This window comes from Streptomyces sp. 13-12-16 (assembly GCF_002114215.1).
GTDB lineage: Bacteria > Actinomycetota > Actinomycetes > Streptomycetales > Streptomycetaceae > Streptomyces.
The window spans coordinates 1-6,064 of record NZ_NCTE01000364.1; the positions used below are offsets into that span (position 1 = coordinate 1).

General features: G+C 71.5%; 4 protein-coding genes and 1 pseudogene. 2 read left to right on the forward strand and 3 right to left on the reverse strand.

Annotation, left to right across the window (positions count from 1 at the left end; genetic code table 11):
- The first annotated feature begins 47 nt into the window (after positions 1-47).
- Both B7767_RS15340 and B7767_RS15345 read left to right on the forward strand, forming a co-directional pair.
- Entirely contained in the window at positions 48-1,181 is a 1,134-nt protein-coding gene (locus B7767_RS15340) for a pectinesterase family protein (RefSeq protein ID WP_085572683.1), read from the forward strand.
- Positions 1,165-2,244, forward strand: coding sequence for a dienelactone hydrolase family protein (locus B7767_RS15345; RefSeq protein ID WP_085572684.1), 1,080 nt, complete (start codon positions 1,165-1,167; stop codon positions 2,242-2,244). The genes B7767_RS15340 and B7767_RS15345 overlap by 17 nt, the downstream gene beginning before the upstream one ends.
- On the opposite strand, the gene B7767_RS15350 is transcribed toward B7767_RS15345, so the two are convergent.
- The 3 genes and pseudogenes from B7767_RS15350 to B7767_RS15360 form a co-directional block, all read right to left on the reverse strand.
- Positions 2,222-4,432: a family 43 glycosylhydrolase gene (locus B7767_RS15350; protein WP_085572685.1), complete on the reverse strand. Its 2,211-nt coding sequence runs from the start codon at positions 4,430-4,432 to the stop codon at positions 2,222-2,224. The genes B7767_RS15345 and B7767_RS15350 overlap by 23 nt on opposite strands.
- Positions 4,433-4,790: 358 nt before the next feature.
- Positions 4,791-5,621 (reverse strand): pectate lyase, encoded by an 831-nt coding sequence (locus tag B7767_RS15355; RefSeq protein ID WP_085572686.1) that lies wholly within the window; start codon positions 5,619-5,621, stop codon positions 4,791-4,793.
- A gap of 85 nt (positions 5,622-5,706) precedes the next feature.
- A pseudogene (locus B7767_RS15360) lies at positions 5,707-6,064 on the reverse strand (hypothetical protein); the annotation flags it as partial.

A 6,064-nucleotide genomic window follows, 5' to 3' on the forward strand; every position in this document is an offset into this window, starting at 1 on the left:
CACCGCGGACCGCCCCGGCCCGTCCGACGTCCCCAAGGAGCACCCGCATGCCCACGCCCCTGCCCACGCCCCAGTCCAGAAGGAACTTCCTGCTCACCGGCGCCACGGCCGCCACCGCGCTCACCCTGGCCGCCGCCCCCGCCCGGGCCGCCCACCGGCCCCGCCGCCCGTTCGGCCGGTACGGCTCACCGTCCGCCCGCCTCACCCCCGGCACCCTGTACGTCCACCCGCACGGCGCCGGTGACTTCACCGGTGTCCAGGCCGCCGTCACCGCCGCGACCGGCACCGGACGCACCCTCGTCATCGCCCCTGGCACCTACCGCGAGACGGTCTCCGTCGACGCCGACCGCACCGGCATGACCTGGCTCGGCGCCTCCGAGGACCCCCGCGACGTGGTGATCGTCTACGACAACGCGGCCGGCACCCCCAAGCCCGACGGCTCCGGCACCTACGGCACCTCAGGCTCCGCCACCACCACCGTGCGCCCCGACGGCTTCACTGCCCGCTGGATCACCTTCGCCAACGACTGGCTGCGCACCGACCTCCCCGGAACCAGCGGCACCCAGGCCGTCGCCCTCAAGGTGCAGGGCGACCGCAGCGCCTTCACCCACTGCCGGTTCCTCGGTCACCAGGACACCCTGTACGCCGACTCCCGCTCCCTGGACGCCTTCGCCCGCCAGTACTTCGCCCACTGCTACGCCGAGGGCGACGTCGACTTCGTCTTCGGCCGGGCCACCGCCGTCTTCGACCGCTGCCACTTCCGCACCCTGGTCCGCCCCGACCTGACGGCGGCCCTGTACGGCTTCGTCTTCGCGCCCTCCACGGCCGGCGCCAACCCGCGCGGCTACCTGGTCACCCGGAGCAGGATCAGCAGCGAGGCCCCCGACGGCTACTACAAGCTGGCCCGCCCCTGGGTGCCCAGCTCCGACACCACCGCCCGCCCGATGCTCACCGTGCGCGAGACCCGGCTCGGCGCCGGCGTCGACGCGGTCGCGCCGTACACCAACATGGCGAGCGGCCACCCCTGGCAGGACCAGCGGTTCGCCGAGTACCGCAACACCGGCCCCGGCGCGGTGATCACCGTGCCCGGGAACCGGCCCCAGCTCACCCGCGCGGAGGCCGCCTCGCACACCCGGGAGGCGTACCTCGGCGACTGGCGGCCGTATGCCCGCCACCGGTGACCTGCCCGCCTTCCACACGGTGCTCAAGGACGAGCTGACCTTCCCGCTCGCCTGGGGCACCTCGCCGGTCCGGGACTTCGGGGCGTGGCGGCGCGCGGCCCGCGCGGTGGTCGAGGAGCACCTCCTCGTCGGCCGGCAGGACGGGACGCCGTACGCCCCGGAGTTCACCGCCCGTTCGGACGGCGACGGGTACACGCGGGAGCTGGTCACCCTCTCCCTCACCCGTCACGGACGGGTCCGCGGCGCCCTGCTCACCCCACGGGGCGACGGCCCGTTCCCGGCGGTCCTCCTCCTGCACGACCACGGGTCCCGGTTCGACATCGGCAAGGAGAAGTGCGTCCGGCCCTGGTACGACGACACCCGTCTCGCCTCCGCCGAGGAGTGGGCGGACCGGTGCTTCGGCGGGCGCTTCGTCGGCGACGAACTGGCCCGGCGGGGGTACGTGGTGTTCTGCGCGGACGCCCTCGGCTGGGGCGACCGCGAGCCGCTCGCCTACGAGCGGCAGCAGGCCCTGGCGAGCACCCTCTACCACCTCGGTTCCTCCCTCGCCGGACTGCACGCCCGCGAGGACCAGCGGGCCGCGGCCTTCCTGGCCGGCCTGGACCGGGTGGACGCCCGCCGGGTCGCCGCCGTCGGCTTCTCCATGGGTGGCTACCGGGCCTGGCAGGCCGCCGCGCTCAGCGACGACGTAGCCGCCGCGGTGAGCGTGTGCTGGATGACCGGCCTCAAGGAGATGATGGTGCCGGGCAACAACACCCTGCGCGGGCAGTCCGCGTTCCACACGCTCCACCCGGGGCTCGCCCGGCACCTCGACCTCCCCGACGTGGCGAGCGTCGCCGCGCCGAAGCCGATGCTGTTCTTCCACGGCGGGCTCGACACCCTGTTCACCGCCGACGGGGTGCGCGTCGCGTACGACAGGCTGCGGGCCGTCTGGCGCGCGTGCGGTGCCGAGGAGCGGCTGCGGTTGAAGACGTGGCCGGAGCGCGGCCACGTCTTCGACGCCGCGATGCAGGACGAGGCCTGCGCCTGGCTGGATTCGGTCACCGCCGCCGCACCGGGCTGACCGACTCCAGGGTCGGCACCACCGGCTCGATCGTGCCGTCGGCCGCGAACTCCAGCCGGTCGACGGTGGTCTCGCGGTGCGTGCCGTCCCCGCCGGACGTGCCGGGGCCGTTCAGCGCGAACCGGTGGTAGACGATGTACCAGTCGTCGGTGCCGGGGGTGTTGACCACGGAGTGGTGACCGGTGCCGAGGATGCCGTACTCGGGGCGCTTGGACAGGATCGTGCCCCGCTCGGTCCAGGGACCGAGCGGGGACGGGCCGGTCGCGTAGGCCACGTGGTAGTTCTCGCTGCGGGTGTCGTCCTCGGACCACATGAAGTAGTACGTGCCGTCCCGCTTCACCACGAAGGAGCCCTCGCGGAAGCCGTCCGGGGTGATGTCCTTCACCCGGGCGGCGTCGAAGGACACCATGTCGTCGTTGAGCGGCGCCACGTAGCCGTGCCCGTTGCCCCAGTACAGGTACGACCGGCCGTCGTCGTCCGTGAACACGGCCGGGTCGATCATCTGTCCGCCGAACTGCGTCTTCCCGATCAGCGGCTTGCCGAGCGCGTCCCTGAACGGGCCGGCCGGGGAGTCGGCCACCGCGACACCGATCTGCTGTTCGGCGCAGAAGTAGAAGTAGTACTTCCCGTCGCGTTCCGCGATCGCGGGCGCCCAGGCGTTGCCGTCGGCCCAGGACACGTCGGGACCGAGGTCGAGGATCACGCCGTGGTCCTTCCAGTGGACCAGGTCCTTCGACGAGAACGCCTTGAACCGCGTGCCGCTCCAGCCGGGGAAGCCGTCCGTCGTCGGGTAGATCCAGTACCGGCCGTCCATGTACCGCACGTCCGGGTCCGCGTACAGGCCGGGCAGGACGGGGCTGCGGGTGGGCACCGCCTCGACGGTCCAGGTGCGCCGCGTGCCGTCGGCGGCCGTCACCGTGTACGTCCGCGGCTCGCGGAAGTCACGGCGGGTACCGGACCCTGGGCTGACCGTCGCGCCCTCGCCCACCCACAGCCTCGGCGCGAGGTGCCGCAGGTCCGCGCCCGGCTCCATCGGCAGCACGACCTTGCCCGTCTCCTCGCTGACGACGGCGTACCCCTTCTGGCCGGGGGCCGTGGCGTCCACGACCGACGCGGGGCTCCGCGGGTACGCGGCCAGCAGCCGGTCGTACTCCGCCTGCGTCACCGGGATCACCGTGCCGTGCCGGGGGCTGGCGGGAAGTTGGTAGTCCGTCGACGGGGTCCACTCGCCCGAGTCGAGGTCGGTGGTCTCGAAGGGGAGGTAGCCCCGGCCGCCGTACTCGTCGATGAACAGGTACCACTTCTCCTCGGTGTTCGACCTGAACACCGTCGGCCCCTCGCCCCGGCTCATCGCACCGCTGCCGATGCAGTCGGAGACGAAGTCGTACGAGGTGCCGGTCAGCGACGCGGACTTCTCACCGGTGATGAACTTCGAGCACGGGGAGCCGGAGGACGGGTCGCGCTCGTCCTTGGTGTAGCGGTAGTACGTGCCCTCGTGCTCGACGACGGTCGAGTCGATGACCGAGTAGCCCGGGTCGTTCCAGACCTTCGGCTCGCTGAAGGTGCGGAAGTCCTCCGTGGTCGCGTACAGCATCCTGTTGTACGTCGATCCGGTGTGGTCCGGGTCGTCGTCGGCGTACAGCTTGGACGCCCAGAAGACGACGTACGCGTCGAGCTCGTCGTCCCAGTAGGCCTCCGGCGCCCAGGTGTTGCCCGCGTTGTCCGGGGAGACCCGCACCAGGCGCTGGTCGGTCCAGTGGACCAGGTCGGTGGACTCCCACACCATGATCGACTTGCTGCCGTGCCGCTGGACCTCGTCCCAGCTTCCGCTGCTGTTCCGGTACATCCGCAGATCGGTGGCGATCATGTAGAACCTGTCGCCCTCGGGGGAGCGGATCACGAACGGGTCGCGCAGCCCCTTCTCGCCGGTCGTGGAGGTCAGCACCGGCTCGCCCGCGTTCAGTTCGCGCCAGTGCAGGGGGTCGTTGCCGCGGCTGAGGGCGTAGCGGATCTGCTCGCCGTCGGCGGTGCCCTCGCCGGTGAAGTAGGCGAAGAGGTAACCGGCGTACGTGGGCTTCTTCACGGGTGGTGCTCCGGGGTGTGCGGTGCCCTGCGGGGCGGCGAGCAGGGCGAGGAGGAGGGCGAGGAACGGGACGAGAAGCGTGCGACGGGCGGTGTGGCGGCGCATGACACTTCCTGTCGGAGTCTGAGGGATTCTGTTGTTTCTCGGAGTGTCACCAGTGGAGTGCGGGGCGTCAACAGATGCGGGAGGGACGGGGAGCGCCGAAAGTTTTCGGGTGTTTTCGCCGTTCGGGGGCCCGGACGGCTTCCCGGTCCGGGGCGACTTCCCGGCCCTGGACGGTTTTCCGGTCCCGGGGGAACGGCGGACGCCCCGCCGGATGCGATCCGGCGGGGCGCCCTGGTCGGCGGTCCGGATGGGGGTCCGGACCACCGGGGGGTTCCGGCCGGCCGAGGGGGGCTCGGGCGGCCGGTCACCGGGCCGTCGGACGTCGAGACGGCGGCCCGGGGTCATGGGCTCGGCGGGATCACTTGTAGGTGATGTCCGAGGACGAGAACTTGCAGTACTTCCCGTCGGCGCCGGAGCCGAGGTCCTTCGGCTCCTTGCCCGTGTTGTTGCCCTGGTAACGGGTGCACGTCTTGATCTTCTTCTTGCTGTCGCCCTGGATGCGGATCTTCGACAGCGTGGCGGTGTCACCGTAGTTGGTGTTGATGCCGACGAGCGACTTGCCCGGTGCGACGACGTCGATGTCCTTCAGCACGATCGTGCGCTTGTACTGCGTCTTGCAGTTGCCGCAGGAACGCACCAGCTTGCCGAAGTCCTCGACCCGGAAGCCGCTCACGGTCAGCGTGCCCGCGCCGTTGAACTGCAGCACCTTGTCGTCGGCCTTCTTCGCTCCGCCGCCGATCACCTTGTACTGGGCCGACGACGACTTGCCCTTGAAGCTGGCGGCGTCCTCGCCGACGTCCAGCCACCACACGTTCTCCAGCGTGCAACTGCCCTTGCAGTGCACACCGTCGGCAGCCGGGGTGCCGATGATCACGTTCTTCAGCGTGGCGCCGTCGGCCAGCTCGAAGACCGGGTCCTGGCCCTCGTCCTGGCCGTCGCCGCCGAGGGCGCCGGTGCCGTAGAACTTCTTCATGCCGCCGTCGTACGTCCCGGAGACCGGGACGGTCTTCGACACCGGCTTGCCGCCGGTGTCGGAGGGCCAGGCCGAGGCGGCGCCCGCCGTGGACAGCATCGTCGTGGTGACGATCGCCGCCCCCGTGATGCCGAGCGCGGAGACTCCGGCGATCACGGCCCGCCGCTTGGTGGTCCGGCGGCGGTGGGAGGCGCGCTGTTCGGGTCGTGCAGTCATGCGCGATGTCCTTGCGTGGAGAGGGTCTTTGCGTCTGCTGGTCGCCGCCGCCACGGAAAGGGTTGCCGCCCCGGACGATCTTTTTTCACGAATCCCCGTCGTCCTCGTCGTCCTCGTCGTCCTCGTCGTCCCGCGCCGCGAAGTCGCCGCCGACCGCGCGCTCTCCGGAGCCGGTGCCGGCCCGCGCCGTGTAGGTGTCCTCCCCGGCGTCCCGGCCGCCGCGTTCGTGGTCGTACTGCCCGGCGAAGACCCACTCGCCGGGCTCGACCGTGCGGCCGTCCTTGAGCGTCCAGACGTAGACGAGGAAGCCGTCCCGCTCGTCCACCGAGAGCTCGAAGTCGTCCTCGGGCAGCGAGCGCCAGGCGCCGGTGGAGGTCACCCCGCCGGTCTGCGCGATCCGCAGTTCCACGGTGAGCGAGGTCAGGCGCTCGGTGGTCTTCAGG

Excerpts from the sequence above, each read along its gene's own strand:
- B7767_RS15340 (WP_085572683.1), top strand. The coding sequence starts at position 48 with ATGCCCACGCCCCTGCCCACGCCCCAGTCCAGAAGGAACTTCCTGCTC.
- B7767_RS15345 (WP_085572684.1), top strand. The coding sequence starts at position 1,165 with ATGCCCGCCACCGGTGACCTGCCCGCCTTCCACACGGTGCTCAAGGAC.
- B7767_RS15350 (WP_085572685.1), bottom strand. The coding sequence starts at position 4,432 with ATGCGCCGCCACACCGCCCGTCGCACGCTTCTCGTCCCGTTCCTCGCC.
- B7767_RS15355 (WP_085572686.1), bottom strand. The coding sequence starts at position 5,621 with ATGACTGCACGACCCGAACAGCGCGCCTCCCACCGCCGCCGGACCACC.